The organism is Kitasatospora sp. NPDC098652, assembly GCF_044760155.1.
Taxonomy (GTDB): domain Bacteria; phylum Actinomycetota; class Actinomycetes; order Streptomycetales; family Streptomycetaceae; genus Kitasatospora.
Genome location: NZ_JBIWAQ010000011.1, coordinates 248958 through 268683, shown reverse-complemented (window position 1 = coordinate 268683; position 19726 = coordinate 248958). Strand labels below are relative to the sequence as shown.

Sequence of the window (19726 nt, the reverse complement as noted above, 5' to 3'; positions counted from 1 at the left end):
ACGCCACCTTCTCGGCAAGGAGACCGACGTGACCAGCGCGTTCACCCGTCAGTACGAATACTGGGCCGAGCAGCTCGCTGGTCTGCCGGAGCAGGTCACCATCCCCGGTGACCGGCCCCGCCCCGCCGTCGCCAGCTACGCCGGCGATGTCGTCCGGCTGAACTTCGACGCGGACCTGCACCGGGACCTCGCCGAGCTGGCCCGTGCCACCGACACGACCGTGTTCATGGTGCTCCAGGCCTCCATGGCCGCGCTGATGACCCGGCTCGGCGCCGGGACGGACATCCCGATCGGCAGCGGTATCGCCGGGCGCACCGACGAGAACCTCGACGATCTCATCGGGCTGTTCGTCAACTCGCTCGTGCTGCGCACCAACACGGCTCGCAACCCCGTCTTCACCGATCTGCTCGCCCAGGTGCGCCGGACCAGCCTGGCGGCCCACGCCCACCAGGACATCCCGTTCCAGTACCTGGTGGAGAAGCTCAACCCGTACCGCTCCGCCGGGCACCACCCGCTCTTCCAGGTGGCCTTCGTGCTGCAGAACACGGAGGAGGCGGACTTCACGCTGCCGGACCTCCGGGTCCGCCCGGAGGAGACGCACACCAGCACCTCACGCCTCGACGTGCTCATCAGCCTGGGGGAGGAGCACGACGTCGATCGCGCCCCGAGGGGCATCAGCGGGTTCATCGAGTTCGCGACGGACCTGTACGACCGGGCCACGATCGAGACGCTGATCGAACGGTGGACGCAGGTGCTGCGGGGCGTGGTCGCCGACCCGTCCCAGCGGATCGGCGCCCTGAACATCCTGACCTTGTGGGAACGCCTCGACCGGGTGGTCAAGTCGGAGCGGGCCGAACAGCCGACGCTGCCCGAGCTGTTCCAGGCGCAGGTGCAGGCCGCGCCGTCCGCCGAGGCCGTGGACGCGGGTGAGGTGTCGTGGACGTATGCGGAGTTGAACGCGCGGGCGAACCAGGTCGCGCACTGGCTGATCTCGCGGGGTGTCGGTGCCGAGGACCTCGTGGGTGTGGTGCTGCCGCGTAGCGCGGTGCAGGTGGCGGTGGTGCTGGGCATCGTGAAGGCGGGTGCCGGCTACCTGCCGGTGGATCCGGACTATCCGGCGGAGCGGATCGCGTACATGCTCGCGGACGCGGCTCCCGCTGTGCTGCTCACCAGCGGGGAGCTGGCGTCCGGGCTGCCGTCCGGGCTGTCGTCCGGCTTGGCGGACGTGCTGGCGGTGGAGGAGCTGGCCGAGGTCTGGGAGGGGCAGTCGGTCACGGATCCGACCGATGCGGATCGGGTTGCGCCGCTGTCCTCGTTGAACACGGCTTACACGATCTACACGTCGGGTTCGACGGGTCGGCCCAAGGGTGTGGCGGTTACGCATTCGGGGTTGGCGTCGTTGGCGGTGACGCTGGTGGAGCGGTTCGGGGTGTCGGCGGAGAGTCGGGTGTTGCAGTTCGCTTCGCCGGGGTTCGATGCGGCGGTGTGGGAGCTGGTGATGGCGCTGGCGACCGGTGCGGCGTTGGTGGTGGCGGGGGCGCGGCGCTTGGCGGGTGAGGAGCTGGGCCGGGTGCTGGCCGAGCGGGGGGTCACGCATGTGACGCTGCCGCCGTCGGCGTTGGCGAGTCTGCCGGTGGGTGTCGAGGCTGCCCTGCCGGGTCTGGAGACCGTGGTGGTGGCCGGTGAGGCGTGCCCGCCGGATCTGGCGGAGCGGTGGTCGGTGGGTCGTCGGATGATCAACGCGTACGGTCCGACGGAGTCGACGGTTGGTGCGACGGCCAGTGAGCCGCTGTCGGGTGCGTATGTTCCGATCGGCCGGCCGGTGGTCAACACCCGGGTGTACGTGCTGGACGAGAACCTGGAGCAGGTGCCGCAGGGTGTTGCGGGTGAGTTGTACCTCGCCGGCCGGGGTCTGGCTCGTGGCTACCTCAACCGGCCCGGTCTGAGTTCCGAACGCTTCGTGGCGGATCCCTTCGGTGTGCCGGGCGAGCGGATGTATCGCACGGGTGACCTGGCGCGGTGGAGTCGGGACGGTGAGCTGGAGTACCTGGGCCGTACGGATGAGCAGGTGAAGATCCGTGGGTTCCGGATCGAGCCCGGTGAGGTCGAAGCTGCCCTCACCCGGCATGCCGAGGTCGCGCAGGCAGTGGTGGTTCCGCGTGAGGACCAGCCCGGTGACATCCGTCTGGTCGCCTATGTCGTCCCGGGGAGTGACAGCGCTGCCGAGGTCGATGCGGCTGAGCAGGTCGGGGACTGGCGGGAGTTGTACGACTCGGTGTACGAGCAGGCCACGGCGTCGTTGGGTGAGGACTTCGCGGGGTGGGACAGCTCGTACACGGGTGAGGCGATCCCGCTGGAGGAGATGCGGGAGTGGCGCGCGGCCACGGTGGAGCGGATCCGCTCCTACGGGCCGAGGCGTGTGCTGGAGATCGGTGTCGGTTCGGGTCTGCTGATGGCACCGCTCGCGGAGGACGTCGAGTCGTACTGGGGCACGGACCTGTCCCAGGCGGTGGTGACGCGCCTCGTCGACCAGGTCGCCGAACGCGGCTGGGAGCACGTGCGCGTGTCCTGCCAGAGCGCCGAGGACTTCACCGGTCTGCCGACCGGCTACTTCGACACGATCGTCATCAACTCCGTCGCGCAGTACTTCCCCAACCGCGACTACCTCACCTCCGTCCTCACCCAGGCCTTCCACCTTCTCGCCGAGAACGGCCGGGTCTTCCTGGGCGACATCCGCCACGCCGGGCTCCTGAGCACCCTCCAGACCGCGGTGCAGACGCCGAGGGCCGTCGATGCCGCGAAGCTGCGTTCCGCGGTGGAGCGCGCGGTGGTCGTGGAGAAGGAACTCCTGGTCCACCCGGACTACTTCACCGCTTTCGCCACCGAGCACGGTGCGGGTGTGGACGTCCGGATCAAGCGCGGTTCGGCGCACAACGAGCTGACCCGCCACCGCTACGACGTCACCCTCCACAAGAACCCGGCGGAGCCGACCGACCTGGCCGGGTCGGGTGACCTGGCCGGCGTGCCGGTGGTGCGCTGGGGAACCGACGTGACGACGCTGGAGGAGCTCGGGGAGCGTCCGGTCGAGGGCGGTCTGCGTGTGACGGGTGTCCCGAACGCCCGCCTGACGGGCGAGGCCGCCGCCGTCGAGGCCCTGGACACCGGCAAGGACCTGACCGCCATCCGTTCGGCGCTCGGCTCGGCCACCGGCATCGACCCGGAGGCCTTCCACCGCTGGGCCACCGAGCACGGCCTCGACGCGGTCACCACCTGGAACTCCGAGCAGCCGGCCGCGTTCGACGCGGTCCTGCTGCCGGTGGGCAGCGGTCCGGCGGTGACCGGTGTCTATCGGTCGTCGGGGGTGGCCGGTTCGGTTCTGACGAATGCTCCGGCCCGGGCGCGGACCGGTGGTTCGCTGGTGACGGCGTTGCGTCAGGTGTTGCAGGCGCAGTTGCCGGACTACATGGTGCCGTCGGCGATCGTCACGCTGGACCGCCTTCCGCTGACGCCGAACGGGAAGATCGACCGCAAGGCCCTTCCAGCGCCGGACTACGCGTCCACCGCTGGGGGTCGTGCGGCTCGCACGCCGCAGGAGGAGATCCTCTGCACCCTGTTCGCCGAGGTCCTGGGTGTGCCCGGGGTCGGGATCGATGACGACTTCTTCGCACTCGGCGGCCATTCGCTGCTGGCGACCCAGCTCAGCAGCCGGGTCCGGAGTACCCTCGGCACCGAGCTGCCGCTCCAGGTGCTGTTCGAGGCGCCGACCGTCGCCCGGCTCTCCGCGCGGTTGGGCGAGGGCGCGGCGCGTCCCGCTCTGGTCGTGATGCCTCGTCCCGAGGTGCTGCCGCTGTCCTTCGCGCAGCAGCGGCTGTGGTTCCTGCACCAGCTGGAAGGCCCCTCGGCCACCTACAACATGCCATTGGCCCTGCGGCTGACCGGTGAGCTGGACCGGCAGGCGCTGGGGGAGGCCATCAACGACGTCATCGCGCGCCACGAGGCGTTGCGTACGGTCTTCGAGGAGGTCGACGGGCAGCCGCGGCAGCGCGTTCTCGCCCCGGAGCAGGCCCGTGTCGACCTGCACGTCCGCCCGTGCGAGCAGGACGACGTCATGCCGGCCCTGGAGCTGGCCGCGCGCCACGGGTTCGACCTGTCCGGCGAAGTTCCGCTGCACGCCGAGCTGTTCGCGGTCAGCCCGACGGAGTCGGTGCTGTTGCTGGTGCTGCACCACATCGCAGGTGACGGTTGGTCGATGGCGCCGCTGGCCCGTGACCTGGTCACGGCCTACTCCGCGCGCCTGACCGGTGCCGAGCCGGACTGGCCGCAGCTGCCGGTGCAGTACGCCGACTACACGCTGTGGCAGCGCGAGCTGCTGGGCGACGACAGTGACCCGGACAGTCCGTTCGTGCGCCAGCAGCAGTACTGGGCGCAGCAGTTGGCCGGTCTGCCGGAGCAGGTGACGGTGCCCACCGACCGGCCCCGGCCGGCGGTGGCCGGCTACGCGGGCGACGCCACGACCTTCGGTATCGACGCGGATCTCCACCAGGCGTTGTCCGAGTTGGCCCGTTCCAGCGGCACGACCATGTTCATGGTGTTGCAGGCGTCCTTCGCCGCCCTGATGACCCGCCTGGGCGCCGGCACGGACATCCCGCTCGGCGCGCCGATCGCCGGACGCACGGACGAGAACCTCGACCAGCTGATCGGCTTCTTCGTCAACACCCTGGTCCTGCGCACCGACACGGCCGGCAACCCGGCCTTCACCGACCTGCTCGCCCAGGTGCGCCGGACCAGCCTGGAGGCCTACGCCCACCAGGACATCCCCTTCGAGCACCTGGTGGAGGCGCTCAACCCGCACCGCTCCTCCAGCCACCACCCGCTGTTCCAGATCTCCCTGGGGCTCCAGACCACCCAGCAGGCGCCCTTCGAGCTGCCCGGACTCCACGTCGAGTCCGGCGGTATCGGCACCGGTACAGCGCGATTCGACCTCTCCGTCGTCGTGGCCGAGGATCGTGGCGACAACGGTGAGCCCTCCGGTATGAACGGTGTGATCGAGTTCGCGACGGAGTTGTACGACCGGTCGACGATCGAGGTGCTGATCGCGCGTTGGGTCCGGTTGCTGCGGGCGGTCGCCGCCGATCCGTCCCGGCCGATCGGTTCGCTGGACGTCCTCGCCGAGGGGGAGGAGGTCCAGCTCCGGGAGTGGGCGACCACGGCCCGGCCGGAGATCGACGACGCCACGCTGCCGGAGCTGTTCCAGGCCCGGGTGCGGGCCACCCCCGATGCCGTCGCGTTGGAGGTCGGCGACGCGTCCTGGACGTATGCGGAGCTGAACGCGCGGGCGAACCGGATCGCGCACTGGCTGATCGGCCGGGGCATCGGTGCCGAGCAGCTCGTCGGCCTGGCGCTGCCGCGTGGCGCCGAGCTGTTCGCGGCGATCCTGGGCGTGGTGAAGGCGGGTGCCGGCTACCTGCCGGTCGACCCGGACTACCCGGCCGACCGCATCGCCTACATGCTCGCCGACGCCGCCCCCGTGCTCCTGCTCACCACCGCGGAACTGGCGGTGCAGCTGGCACCGGGGCTGCCGGACGGACTGGCGGACGGGCTGCTGGACGGGCTGGCGGTCGAGGAGCTGGCCGAGGTCTGGCAGGCGCAGCCCGCCACCGACCCGACCGATGCCGACCGGATCGCCCCGCTCACCCCGGCGAACACCGCGTACACGATCTACACCTCTGGCTCCACCGGCCGCCCCAAGGGCGCGACGGTCACCCACACGGGTCTGGCCTCGCTGGCCTCGACCCTGGTCGAGCGTTGCCTGACCACGGCGGACAGCCGGGTCGTGCAGCTGGCCTCGCCGAGTTTCGACGCCTCCGTGCTGGAACTGCTGATGGCTCTCAGCAACGGCGGCACGCTGGTCGTGCCCCCGCCGGGTCGTCTCGCGGGTGAGGACCTGCTCCGGGTCCTGGCCGACCGGCGGATCACCCACGCGTTCATCCCGCCGTCGATCCTGGCCACCCTCCCGGCCGGTGCCCCCGACACGCTGACCGGGCTGTCCAGCCTCGTCGTCGGTGCCGAGGCCTGCCCGCCGGACCTGGTCGCCCTGTGGGCGCCGGGCCGTCACATGGCCAACCTCTACGGTCCGACCGAGACCACCATCTCCACCACCATCAGCCGCCCCCTGGACGACCTGCGTACGCCCATCGGCGCTCCCAACCACAACACCCGTGCCCGCGTCCTGGACGAGAACCTGCGCCAGGTGCCGCCGGGCATCCCCGGCGAGCTCTACCTCGCCGGCCGGGGTCTGGCCCGCGGCTACCTGAACCGTCCCGGTCTGACGGCCGAGCGCTTCGTCGCGGACCCGTTCGGTGAGCCGGGCGAGAGGATGTACCGCACGGGTGACCTGGTGCGCTGGAACGGGGAAGGTGAGCTGGAGTACCTGGGCCGTACCGACCAGCAGGTGAAGATCCGCGGGTTCCGGATCGAGCCCGGCGAGATCCAGGCCGCCCTCACCAGGCACCCCGAGGTCGCCCAGGCCGTCGTGATCGCCCGCGAGGACCAGCCCGGCGACACCCGCCTGGTGGCCTACGTCGTCCCGGAGACGGAGCACGGTGTCTCCGCCGAGGAGGTGCGCGACCGGCTGCGACGGCAGCTGCCGGACTACATGGTCCCGGCTGCGGTCATGGTGATCGACAGCATCACGCTGACGCGCAACGGGAAGGTCGACCGCGACGCCCTGCCGGCCCCGGTCTACACCGCGGCCGTCGCCGGACGCGCTGCCCGCACCCCGCAGGAGCAGATCCTCGGTGCGGCGTTCGCCGAGGTCCTCGGTCTGTCGAGCGTGGGGGTCGACGACGGCTTCTTCGACCTGGGCGGCCACTCCCTGCTGGCCACCCGTCTGATCAGCCGCATCCGTACGGCCCTGGGCGTGGAGATCCCGCTGCGCGCGATCTTCGAGGCGCCGACCGTGGCCCAGCTGGCCCGCCGGCTGGCCGACCACGCGGGCGAACTGCGCCCCGCACTCGAACCGGTCGTGCGGCCGCAGGTGCTGCCGCTGTCCTACGCCCAGGAACGGCTGTGGTTCCTGCACAAGCTGGAAGGCCCCTCCGCCACCTACAACATGGCCTTCGCCCTGCGCCTGACGGGCGACCTGGACCGGGAGGCGCTGCAGGAGGCCCTCAACGACGTGGTCACCCGGCACGAGGCGCTGCGCACCGTCTTCCGCGAGGCCGACGGACAGCCCGGCCAGCACGTCCTCGCCGCCGACCAGGCGCGCATCACACTGCGGACCGTACCGAGCAGTGAGGACCTGCTCACCGCGCAACTCGACGAGGTGGCCCGCCACGAGTTCGACCTCTCGGACCAGGTGCCGCTGCACGCCGAGCTGTTCGCCGTCGGCCCGACGGAGTCGGTGCTGATGATGGTGCTGCACCACATCGCGGGTGACGGTTGGTCGCTGGCGCCGCTGGCCCGGGACCTGATCGCCGCCTACACCGCGCGCCTGACCGGTGCCGAGCCGGACTGGCCGCAGCTGCCGGTGCAGTACGCGGACTACACGCTGTGGCAGCGTGACCTGCTCGGTGACGACAGTGACCCGGACAGCCCGTTCAGTCGCCAGTACGGCTACTGGGCGCAGCAGTTGGCCGGTCTGCCGGAGCAGGTGACCGTGCCCACCGACCGGCCCCGGCCCACCACGGCCGGCAACGCCGGTGACGCGTGCGACTTCTCCTTCGACGCGGACCTGCACCGGAACCTCGCCGAGCTGGCCCGGTCGGCCGGAGCGACGGTGTTCATGGTGCTCCAGGCCTCCGTGGCCACGCTGCTGACCCGCCTCGGCGCCGGGACGGACATCCCGATCGGCTCTCCGGTCGCCGGGCGCACCGACGAGAACCTCGACGACCTGGTCGGCTTCTTCGTCAACACCCTGGTCCTGCGCACCGACACGGCGGGAAACCCGGCCTTCACCGACCTGCTCGCCCAGGTCCGCCGGACCAGCCTGGCGGCCCACGCCCACCAGGACACTCCGTTCCAGTACCTGGTGGAGAAGCTCAACCCGCACCGCTCCGCGGCACACCACCCGCTCTTCCAGGTCGCGCTGGCCCTGCAGAACAACGAGCAGGCCGAGTTCGAGCTGCCGGGACTGCAGGTGCGCTCGGAGAGCGCGCACACCGGCACCTCGCGCTTCGACCTGATGGTCACCCTGACCGAGGAACACGGCAACGACCACGAGCCGGTGGGCATCAGCGGAGCCATCGAGTTCGCGACGGATTTGTACGACCGGTCGACGATCGAGGCGCTGATCGCGCGCTGGGCGCGGCTGCTGCGGGCGATCGCCGCTGATCCGTCCCGGCCGATCGGCTCGCTGGACCTCCTCGCCGAGGGGGAGGAGGTCCAGCTCCGGGAGTGGGCGACCATGGCCCGGCCGGAGATCGGCGACGCCACGCTGCCGGAGCTGTTCCAGGCTCGCGTGCAGGCCACCCCGGACGTGGTTGCGTTGGAGTTCGGCGAGGCGTCCTGGACGTACGCCGAGCTGAACGCTCGGGCGAACCGGATCGCGCACTGGCTGATCGGCCGGGGCATCGGTGTCGAGCAGCTGGTCGGGGTGGCTCTGCCCCGGTGTGCCGAGCAGCTCGCCGTGATCCTGGGCATCGCCAAGGCGGGCGCCGGCTACCTGCCGGTCGACCCGGACTACCCGGCCGACCGCATCGCCTACATGCTCGCCGACGCCGCCCCCGCCCTCCTGCTCACCACCGCGGCACTGGCGCCGGAGCTGCCGGGCGGGCTGGCGGAGGGGCTGGCGGTCGAGGAGCTGGCCGAGGTCTGGCAGGCGCAGCCCGCCACCGACCCGACGGACGCCGACCGGATCGCCCCGCTCACGGCCGCGAACACCGCGTACACCATCTACACCTCGGGCTCCACCGGCCGCCCCAAGGGCGTCACCGTCACCCACACGGGTCTGGCCTCGCTCGTCGTCACTCTGGTGGAACGCTGCGCCCTCGGCGAGGGCAGCCGCGTGCTGCAGTTCACCTCTGCCAGCTTCGACGTCTCGGTCATCGAGCTGGTGCTCGGATTCACCGTCGGCGCCACCCTCGTCGTGCCCCCGCCGGGTCGTCTCGCCGGTGAGGACCTCGCCGACGTGCTGTCCGACCGGCGGATCAGCCACGCCTTCCTTCCCCCGTCGGCCCTGGCCAGCCTGCCGGCCGGCACCGAGACCACGCTGCCCGCCCTCGGCACCGTCGTCGTGGCCGGCGAGGCCTGCCCGCCGGACCTGGCCGAGCGCTGGTCGCAGGGCCGCCGGATGATCAACGCCTACGGTCCGACCGAAGCCACCATCTACGCTTCGACCGGCGGTCCGCTGTCCGGTCCGAAGGCCCCGATCGGGCGGCCCGTGGTCAACACGCGGGTGTACGTCCTGGACGAGAACCTGCGCCAGGTGCCGCCGGGCATCCCCGGCGAGCTCTACCTCGCGGGCCGGGGTCTGGCCCGCGGCTACCTGAACCGGCCCGGTCTGACGGCGGAGCGCTTCGTCGCGGACCCGTTCGGTGAGGCCGGGGACCGGATGTACCGCACGGGTGACCTGGTCCGGTGGAACGGGGACGGTGAGCTGGAGTATCTGGGTCGTACCGACCAGCAGGTGAAGATCCGTGGGTTCCGGATCGAGCCCGGCGAGATCCAGGCCGCCCTCACCCGCCACCCCGAGGTCGCCCAGGCCGTCGTGATCGCCCGTGAGGACCAGCCCGGTGACACCCGCCTGGTGGCCTACGTCGTCCCGGGCAGCGACAGCGCTGCCGAGGGTGACACCGCGGAACAGGTCGAGGACTGGCGGGAGTTGTACGACTCCTTGTACGAGCGGCCCACGGCGCCGTTGGGTGAGGACTTCGCGGGGTGGGACAGCTCGTACACGGGTGAGGCGATCCCGCTGGAGGAGATGCGGGAGTGGCGCGCGGCGACGGTGGAGCGGATCCGCTCCTACGCGCCGAGGCGCGTGTTGGAGATTGGTGTCGGTTCGGGCCTGCTGATGGCACCGCTCGCGGAGGACGTCGAGTCGTACTGGGGCACGGACCTGTCCCAGGCGGTGGTGACACGCCTGGTCGACCAGGTCGCCGAACGCGGCTGGGACCACGTGCGCGTGTCCTGCCAGAGCGCCGAGGACTTCACCGGTCTGCCGACCGGCTACTTCGACACGATCGTCATCAACTCCGTCGCGCAGTACTTCCCCAACCGCGACTACCTGACCGTGGTTCTGTCGCGGGCCTTGGAGCTGCTGGCGGACGGCGGCCGCATCGTCCTGGGCGACATCCGCCACCTCGGACAGCTGCGGACCTTCCACACCGCGGTCCAGGCGACGCGGGCGGCCGGCACCACCCAGCTCCACGCCTCGGTGGAGCGCGCGGTGGTCGTGGAGAAGGAACTCCTGGTCCACCCGGACTACTTCACCGCCTTCGCCGCCGAGCACGGCGCGGGTGTGGACGTCCGGATCAAGCGCGGCTCGGCGCACAACGAGCTGACCCGCCACCGCTACGAGGTCACCCTCCACAAGACCGCGGAGACCCTGACCGATCTCACCGACGCGCCGGTGCTGCGCTGGGGGACCGACCTTACGTCGCTGGAGGAGCTCGGCCGGCAACAGGTCGAGGGCGGCCTGCGTGTCACGGGTGTCCCGAACGCCCGTCTGACGGGCGAGGTGGCCGCCGTCGAGGCCCTGGACACCGGCGAGGACCTGACCGCCATCCGCTCGGCGCTCGGCTCGGCCACCGGCATCGACCCGGAGGCCTTCCACCGCTGGGCCACCGAGCACGGCCTCGACGCGGTCACCACCTGGAACTCCGAGCAGCCGGCCGCCTTCGACGCGGTCCTGCTGCCCGAGAACAACTCCTCGACCGTGACCGGCACTTACCGGCCGGGATCGGCCGGCACCGCCGTGACCAACTCCCCGGCCCGATCCCGGACCAGCGGGGCACTGGTGACGACGCTGCGCCAGGTGTTGCAGGCACAGCTGCCGGACTACATGGTGCCGTCGGCGATCGTCACCCTGGACCACATCCCGCTCACCCCGAACGGGAAGATCGACCGCAAGGCCCTCCCCGCACCGGACTACACGTCCACCGCCGACGGCCGCGCACCGCGCACACCCCAGGAGGAGATCCTCTGCACCCTGTTCGCCGAGGTCCTCGGCCTGCCCGCGGTCGGGATCGACGACAACTTCTTCGACCTCGGCGGCCACTCCCTGCTCGCCACCCAACTCACCAGCCGGATCCGCAGCACCCTCGGCACCGAGGCGCCGCTCCAGGTGCTGTTCGAGGCGCCCACTGTGGCGAAGCTCGCGCCGCGTCTGACCCAGGACGGTGAGCTGCGTCCGCCGCTCCTGCCTGTCACCCGGCCCAACCCGCTTCCGCTCTCCTACGCCCAGCAGCAACTCTGGTTCCTGCACCAGATGGAGGGGCCGTCGGCCACCTACAACATCCCGTTGGTGCTGCGGCTGACCGGTGAGCTGGACCGGCAGGCGCTGGGGGAGGCCATCAACGATGTGATCTCCCGGCACGAGGCCTTGCGTACGGTCTTCGAGGAGGTCGACGGGCAGCCCGGTCAGCACATCCTCGCCCCCGAGCAGGCCCGCATCGACCTGCACGTCCGTCCGTGCGAGCAGGACGACGTCATGCCGGCCCTGGAGCTGGCCGTCCGCCACCGGTTCGACCTCTCCGCGCAGGTTCCGCTGCACGCCGAGCTGTTCACGGTCAGTCCGACGGAGTCGGTGCTGATGCTGGTGCTGCACCACATCGCCGGTGACGGCTGGTCGCTGGCGCCGCTGGCCCGTGACCTGGTCACGGCCTACTCCGCCCGCCTGACCGGTGCCGAGCCGGACTGGCCGCAGCTGCCGGTGCAGTACGCGGACTACACGCTCTGGCAGCGTGAGCTGCTGGGCGACGACAGTGACCCGGACAGCCCGTTCGTGCGCCAGCAGCAGTACTGGGCACAGCAGTTGGCCGGTCTGCCGGAGCAGGTGACCGTGCCCACCGACCGGCCCCGGCCCGCCGTCGCCGGCTACGCGGGCGACTCCACCACCTTCGGTATCGACGCCGATCTGCACCAGATGCTGTCCGAGCTGGCCCGTTCCAGCGGCACCACGATGTTCATGGTGTTGCAGGCGTCCTTCGCCGCCCTGATGACCCGCCTGGGCGCCGGCACGGACATCCCGCTCGGCGCGCCGATCGCCGGACGCACGGACGAGAACCTCGACCAGCTGATCGGCTTCTTCGTCAACACCCTGGTCCTGCGCACCGACACGGCCGGCAACCCGGCCTTCACCGACCTGCTCGCCCAGGTGCGCCGGACCAGCCTGGAGGCCTATGCCCACCAGGACATCCCCTTCGAGCACCTGGTGGAGGCGCTCAACCCGCACCGCAGCACCACGCATCACCCGCTCTTCCAGGTCATGCTCGCCCTCCTCAACACCGAGCACCCGAACTTCGAGCTGCCCAACCTGCAGGCGCAGCCGACCGGCGTGGCCCTGGGCACGTCCAGGTTCGACATGTTCATCAACATGGGCGAGCACCGGGACGACAACGGCACCCCGGCCGGCATGTCCGGCACGGTCGAGTTCGCCACCGACCTGTACGACCGGTCGACGATCGAGGCACTGCTCGCACGCTGGATCCGGCTGCTGCGGGCGATCGCCGCCGACCCGTCCCGGCCCATCGGCGGGCTGGACATCCTCACCGAGGGTGAGCGCCGCCGGCTCCGCGACTGGTCGGCCGACCCCCGGCCGGAGATCGGCGACGCCACTCTGCCGGAGCTGTTCCAGAACCGCGTGCGGGCCACCCCCGACGCCGTCGCACTGGAGGCGGGGGACGCGTCCTGGACGTACGCCGAGCTGAACGCCCGGGCGAACCAGATCGCGCACTGGCTGATCGGCCGGGGCATCGGTGCCGAGCAGCTCGTCGGCCTGGCGCTGCCGCGCAGCGCCGAGCAGCTCGCCGTGATCCTGGGCATCGCCAAGGCGGGCGCCGCCTACGTGCCGGTCGACCCGGACTACCCGGCCGACCGCATCGCCTACATGCTCGCCGACGCCGCCCCCGCCCTCCTGCTCACCACCGACGGGTTGAGCGAGAGCCTCCTCGCCGCCGCGGGCACCGGTGGCGAGATCCTCACCATCGAGTCCCAGGCGGAGCGGTGGGACGAGCAGCCCGCGACCGACCCGACCGACGCGGACCGGATCGTGCCGCTCACCCCGGCGAACACGGCCTACACCTTCTACACCTCGGGTTCCACCGGTCGACCGAAGGGCAGCGTCATCGCCCATTCCGGGCTGGCCGGCCTCATAGCCACCGCGGTCGAGCGCTGCGAGGCCGGTCCGGAGAGCCGCGTCCTGCAACTGGCCTCGCCGAGCTTCGACCCCGCCGTGGTCGAGATCTTCATGGCCTTCGCCGCGGGTGCCACGCTCGTACTGCCGTCCGGCGGCCGCCTCGCCGGCCTCGAACTGGCCAGGGTCATTGCCGATCGGCGGATCACCCATGCCTTCATCACGGCGTCGCGGCTCGCGAGCCTGCCCGAGGGGAGCGAGGCCGACCTGTCCGAGCTGGGCGTACTGGGCATGATCGGTGAGCCCACACCTCCGGCCCTGGTGGACCGCTGGGCGCCGGGCCGCCGGATGATCAACGCCTATGGCCCGACGGAGTGCACCGTCTACGCGACGATCAGCCGCCCGTTCGCGGCGGGCCGGGCCCCCATCGGGTATCCGATCGCCAACGCCCGCCTCCACGTGCTGGACGACTACCTGCAGCCGGTGCCGCCGGGGATCGCGGGTGAGCTCTACGTCGCGGGTGAGGGCGTGGGCCGCGGCTACCTGAACCGGCCGGGTCTGACGGCCGAGCGGTTCGTCGCGGACCCGTTCGGCGGGGCCGGGAGCCGGATGTATCGCACCGGTGACCTGGTGCGCTGGAACCGGGACGGTGAGCTGGAGTACCTGGGCCGTACCGACCACCAGGTGAAGATCCGTGGGTTCCGGATCGAGCCCGGAGAGATCCAGGCCGCCCTCACCCGGCACCCCGAGGTCGCCCAGGCCGTCGTGATCGCCCGCGAGGACCAGCCCGGCGATGTCCGCCTGATCGCCTACGTCGTGCCGAGCGGCGGAGGCGCGCCCGCACTGCCGCAGCTCCGGCAGGACCTGCGGCAGCAGCTCCCGGACTACATGGTCCCGGCCGCGATCCTGGTGATCGACGGCATCCCGCTCACCCCGAACGGGAAGATCGACCGCGCGGCGCTCCCGGTTCCGGACCACACCGCCGTCTCCACGGGGCGTGGCCCCCGCACCCCGCGCGAGGAGATCCTCTGTGCGCTGTTCGCCGAGGTCCTCGGTCTGTCGAGCGTGGGGGTCGACGACAGCTTCTTCGACCTGGGCGGCCACTCCCTGCTGGCCACCCGCCTGATCAGCCGGATCCGAAAGACCCTGGGCATCGAGGCCCCGCTGCGGGCGTTCTTCGAGGCGCCGACCGTGGCCCAGCTGGCCGAGCGTCTGGCGGACGGTGACGAGCGGACGCGGCTCGCCCTGGTGCCGGTCACCCGGCCCGAGGCCATCCCGCTGTCCTTCGCCCAGGAACGGCTGTGGTTCATCCACAAGATCGAGGGCCCCTCGGCCACCTACAACATGCCGTTGGCCCTGCGGCTGACCGGCGAGCTGGACCGGCAGGCGCTGCTGGACGCCCTCAACGACGTCATCGCGCGCCACGAATCGCTGCGCACCGTCTTCCGGGACGTCGACGGACAGGCCCGTCAGCACATCCTCGACCCCGTCGAGGCCCGCATCGACCTGGCGGTCGTCCCCACGGACGAGGGCCGGATCCACGAGCAGCTGAACCGGGCCGCGCGCCACGAGTTCGACCTCTCCGCGCAGGTTCCGCTGCACGCCGAGCTGTTCGCCGTCAGCCCGACGGAGTCGGTGCTGATGCTGGTGCTGCACCACATCGCCGGTGACGGTTGGTCGATGGCGCCGCTGGCCCGGGACCTGATCGCCGCCTACACCGCGCGCCTGACCGGTGCGGCGCCGGACTGGCCGCAGTTGCCGGTGCAGTACGCGGACTACACCCTGTGGCAGCGTGACCTGCTCGGTGACGACACCGACCCGGACAGCCCGTTCAGCCGTCAGTACGGTTACTGGGCGCAGCAGTTGGCCGGTCTGCCGGAGCAGGTCACCGTGCCCACCGACCGGCCCCGGCCGGCGGTGGCCGGCAACGCCGGTGATGTCTGTGACTTCTCCTTCGACGCGGACCTGCACCGGGATCTCGCCCAGCTGGCCCGGTCGGCCGGAGCGACGGTGTTCATGGTGCTCCAGGCCTCCGTGGCCGCGCTGATGACCCGGCTCGGTGCCGGCACGGACATCCCGATCGGCAGCGGTATCGCGGGACGCACGGACGAGAACCTCGACGACCTGGTCGGCTTCTTCGTCAACACCCTGGTCCTGCGCACCGACACGGCGGGCAACCCGGCCTTCACCGATCTGCTCGCCCAGGTGCGCCGGACCAGCCTGGAGGCCTACGCCCACCAGGACGTCCCGTTCCAGTACCTGGTGGAGAAGCTCAACCCCCGCCGCTCCGCGGCACACCACCCGCTCTTCCAGGTCATGCTGGCCCTGCAGAACAACGAGCAGGCCGACTTCCAGCTGCCCGGCCTGCGGGTCAGCCACGAGCCCGCGACCACGGACACGTCCCGGTTCGATCTGTTCGTCAACATCGGTGAGTTCCACGAGCGCGACGGCTCGCCCACCGGGGTCGCCGGGTACATCGAGTTCGCGACGGAGTTGTACGACCGGTCGACGATCGAGGCGCTGATCGCGCGTTGGGTCCGGTTGCTGCGGGCGGTCGCCGCTGATCCGTCCCGGCCGATCGGCTCGCTGGACGTCCTCACCGAGGGGGAGGAGATCCGGCTCCGGGAGTGGGCGACCACGGCCCGGCCGGAGATCGACGACGCCACGCTGCCGGAGCTGTTCCAGGCCCGGGTGGGGGCCACCCCCGATGCCGTCGCACTGGAGGCGGGGGACGCGTCCTGGACGTATGCGGAGCTGAACGCGCGGGCGAACCAGGTCGCGCACTGGCTGATCGGCCGGGGCATCGGTGCCGAGCAGCTCGTCGGCCTGGCGCTGCCGCGTGGCGCCGAGCTGTTCGCGGCGATCCTGGGCGTGGTGAAGGCGGGTGCCGGCTACCTGCCGGTGGACCCGGACTACCCGGCCGACCGCATCGCCTACATGCTCGCCGACGCCGCCCCCGTGCTGCTGCTCACCACCGCGGAACTGGCGGTGCAGCTGGCGCCGGGGCTGCCGGACGGACTGGCGGACGGGCTGCTGGACGGGCTGGCGGTCGAGGAGCTGGCCGAGGTCTGGCAGGCGCAGCCCGCCACCGACCCGACCGATGCCGACCGGATCGCGCCGCTCACGGCCGCGAACACCGCGTACACGATCTACACCTCGGGTTCGACGGGCCGCCCCAAGGGCGCGACGGTCACCCACACGGGTCTGGCCTCGCTGGCCTCGACCCTGGTCGAGCGTTGCCTGACCACGGCGGACAGCCGGGTCGTGCAGTTGGCCTCGCCGAGTTTCGACGCCTCCGTCCTGGAACTGCTGATGGCTCTCAGCAACGGCGGCACCCTGGTCGTGCCCCCGCCGGGTCGTCTCGCGGGTGAGGACCTGCTCCGGGTCCTGGCCGACCGGCGGATCACCCACGCGTTCATCCCGCCGTCGATCCTGGCCACCCTTCCGGCCGGTGCCCCCGACACGCTGACCGACCTGTCCAGCCTCATCGTCGGTGCCGAGGCCTGCCCGCCGGACCTGGTCGCCCTGTGGGCGCCGGGCCGTCACATGGCCAACCTCTACGGTCCGACCGAGACCACCATCTCCACCACCATCAGCCGCCCCCTGGCCGACCTGCGTACGCCCATCGGCGCTCCCAACCACAACACCCGTGCCCGCGTCCTGGACGAGAACCTGCGCCAGGTCCCGCCGGGCATCCCCGGCGAGCTCTACCTCGCCGGCCGGGGTCTGGCCCGTGGCTACCTGAACCGGCCGGGTCTGACGGCGGAGCGCTTCGTCGCGGACCCGTTCGGCGGGGCCGGGGACCGGATGTATCGCACGGGTGACCTGGTCCGGTGGAACCCGGACGGTGAACTGGACTACCTGGGTCGTACCGACCAGCAGGTGAAGATCCGCGGGTTCCGGATCGAGCCCGGCGAGATCCAGGCCGCCCTCACCCGCCACCCCGAGGTCGCCCAGGCCGTCGTGATCGCCCGCGAGGACCAGCCCGGCGACACCCGCCTGGTGGCCTACGTCGTCCCGGGCAGTGACAGCGCTGCCGAGGGTGACACCGCGGAACAGGTCGAGGACTGGCGGGAGTTGTACGACTCCTTGTACGAGCGGCCCACGGCGCCGTTGGGTGAGGACTTCGCGGGGTGGGACAGCTCGTACACGGGTGAGGCGATCCCGCTGGAGGAGATGCGGGAGTGGCGCGCGGCGACGGTGGAGCGGATCCGCTCCTACGCGCCGAGGCGTGTGCTGGAGATCGGTGTCGGTTCGGGCCTGCTGATGGCACTGCTCGCAGAGGACGTCGAGTCGTACTGGGGCACGGACCTGTCCCAGGCGGTGGTGACACGCCTCGTCGACCAGGTCGCCGAACGCGGCTGGGAGCACGTGCGGGTGTCCTGCCAGAGCGCGGAGGACTTCACCGGTCTGCCGACCGGCTACTTCGACACGGTCGTCATCAACTCCGTCGCGCAGTACTTCCCCAACCGCGACTACCTGACCGTGGTGCTGTCGCGGGCCTTGGAGCTGCTGGCGGACGGCGGCCGCATCGTCCTGGGCGACATCCGCCACCTCGGACAGCTGCGGACCTTCCACACCGCGGTCCAGGCGACGCGGGCGGCCGGCACCACCCAGCTCCACGCCTCGGTGGAGCGCGCGGTGGTCGTGGAGAAGGAACTCCTGGTCCACCCGGACTACTTCACCGCCTTCGCCGCCGAACGCGGCGCGGGTGTGGACGTCCGGATCAAGCGCGGCTCGGCGCACAACGAGCTGACCCGCCACCGCTACGAGGTCACCCTCCACAAGACCGCGGAGACCCTGACCGATCTCACCGACGCTCCGGTGCTGCGCTGGGGCACCGACGTGACGACGCTGGAGGAGCTCGGCCGGCAACAGGTCGAGGGCGGCCTGCGTGTCACGGGCGTCCCGAACGCCCGCCTGACGGGCGAGGCCGCCGCCGTCGAGGCCCTGGACACCGGCGAGGACCTGACCGCCATCCGCTCGGCCCTCGGCTCGGCCACCGGCATCGACCCGGAGGCCTTCCACCGCTGGGCCACCGAGCACGGCCTCGACGCGGTCACCACCTGGAACTCCGAGCAGCCGGCCGCCTTCGACGCGGTCCTGCTGCCCGAGAACAACTCCTCGACCGTGACCGGCACTTACCGGCCGGGATCGGCCGGCACCGCAGTGACCAACTCCCCGGCCCGATCCCGGACCAGCGGGGCACTGGTGACGACGCTGCGCCAGGTGTTGCAGGCACAGCTGCCGGACTACATGGTGCCGTCGGCGATCGTCACCCTGGACCACATCCCGCTCACCCCGAACGGGAAGATCGACCGCAAGGCCCTCCCCGCACCGGACTACACGTCCACCGCCGACGGCCGCGCACCGCGCACACCCCAGGAGGAGATCCTCTGCACCCTGTTCGCCGAGGTCCTCGGCCTGCCCGGGGTCGGGATCGACGACAACTTCTTCGACCTCGGCGGCCACTCCCTGCTCGCCACCCAACTCACCAGCCGGATCCGCAGCACCCTCGGCACCGAGATGCCCCTCCAGGCGCTCTTCGAGGCGCCCACCGTCGCCGAGCTCTCCGCGAGCCTCGACGCCGGCACGCCCAGCAGCGCCTACGACGTCCTGCTGCCGCTTCGGAAGCGGGGGCTGCACGCTCCGCTGTTCGTCGTGCACCAGGGGGCGGGCATGTGCTGGTCGTACGCCGGTCTCCTGCCGCACCTCAGCCAGGACTTCCCGGTGTACGGACTCCAGGCCCACGGGCTGGCTCATCCCGATGAGCTCAGGAACAGCGTCGAGGAGGTGGCCGACGACTGCATCGAGCAGATGCTGACGGTGCAGCCCGAGGGTCCGTACCACCTGATGGGGCACTCGTTCGGAGGGATCCTGGCCCACGCGATCGCGGCCCGGCTGGAGGAGCGGGGTGAGCGGGTCGACCTGCTGGTCTTCCTGGACTCCGATCCCGCCAAGCCGATCCCCGAGCACCTGCTGCAGGGCCAGGACGAGATGAAGCTGATGTACGGCGCGATCCTGGAGGCGCTCGGGGTCAACACCGAGCAGCTGGCCAACCGGATGCCCACGTTCGAGGAGTTTTCCGAGCTCGCCCGTGGGACGAACACCGTCCTCGGCAGTCTTGAGGAGAGCCGGTTCGTCGCCCTGATGAGCGTCATCAAGAACAACATCATGCTGATGGGCAGGTACCGCCACGAGCGGGTCTCGACGGACGCGATGATCTTCGCGGCCACGCGTCACCGCTCCGGATACGTCATCCCGGCGGACGCCTGGGACGCGTACGTGGACGGTGACGTCGTCCACCACGAGGTGGACTGCACCCACCAGACCATCACGACGCCGCGCATGTTCCGGGAGATCGGCCCCCTCGTCGAGGCCAAGCTCCGGAAGCTCACCGAGAACACGATCGCCCCGCGCGGCGAGAAGGAGTAG

Annotated in this window: 1 protein-coding gene (running past one end of the window); it reads left to right on the top strand. The window is 71.2% G+C overall.

What is annotated here, in order from left to right; translation table 11 throughout:
• Positions 1 to 19726, top strand: partial view of a non-ribosomal peptide synthase/polyketide synthase gene (locus ACIQWA_RS24375; protein ID WP_402485666.1) — the 3' portion only. The gene continues 17483 nt to the left of window position 1, outside the view; 19726 of the gene's 37209 nt are visible here — the last part of the coding sequence; its start codon lies beyond the left edge, outside the window; its stop codon occupies positions 19724 to 19726.